Source organism: Haemophilus sp. SZY H56, assembly GCF_054332415.1.
The window spans coordinates 1-902 of the sequence record NZ_JBTGNX010000037.1 but is presented as its reverse complement, the minus strand read 5'-3'; the positions used below and the strand labels follow the sequence as shown (position 1 = coordinate 902).

General features: G+C 44.2%; 1 protein-coding gene. It reads left to right on the top strand.

The genetic code is table 11. From position 1 onward, the window contains the following. A partial coding sequence (locus tag ACXVWP_RS11090; protein ID WP_458473407.1) for an Ig-like domain-containing protein occupies positions 1 to 902 on the top strand: 902 nt, incomplete at both ends.

Here is a 902-nt window from a genome sequence, read left to right as displayed (position 1 = left end):
ACCAGCGAACCGAAAAAAGTCACAGTAGACACAGGCATCCCAGGCGATGTTGATAACAACGGTGAAGCAAGTAATGGCGACACTGACAACAACACCAAAGATGGCGCACCAATCGTAACTATCACAGATGGTAACGGTGACGACTATATCAATGCGAAAGAACTTGAAGATGGTATTCAAACGAATGTAACTATCCCAACAGGAACAAAAGCAGGTGATACCATCACTGTATCGGTAACTGATCCAAACGGTAAGACAGTTGAAGTTCCACATACCGTGACAGAAGATGATATCAAAAATGGTTCAGCGGAAATCACTATTCCGAAAGACAACGTGCCAACGGATGGTGATTACACCATTACAGCTAAAGTGACTGATCCAGCAGGTAATACAAGTGCAACCAGCGAACCGAAAAAAGTCACAGTGGACACAGGCATCCCAGGCGATGTTGATAACAACGGTGAAGCAAGTAATGGCGACACTGACAACAACACCAAAGATGGCGCACCAATCGTAACTATCACGGATGGTAACGGTGACGACTATATCAATGCGAAAGAACTTGAAGATGGTATTCAAACGAATGTAACTATCCCAACAGGAACAAAAGCAGGTGATACCATCACTGTATCTGTAACCGATCCAAACGGTAAGACAGTTGAAATTCCACATACCGTGACAGAAGATGATATCAAAAATGGTTCAGCGGAAATCACTATTCCGAAAGACAACGTGCCAACAGATGGTGACTACACCATTACAGCTAAAGTGACTGATCCTGCAGGTAATACAAGTGCAACCAGCGAACCGAAAAAAGTCACAGTAGACACAGGCATCCCAGGCGATGTTGATAACAACGGTGAAGCAAGTAATGGCGACACTGACAACAACACCAAAGATGG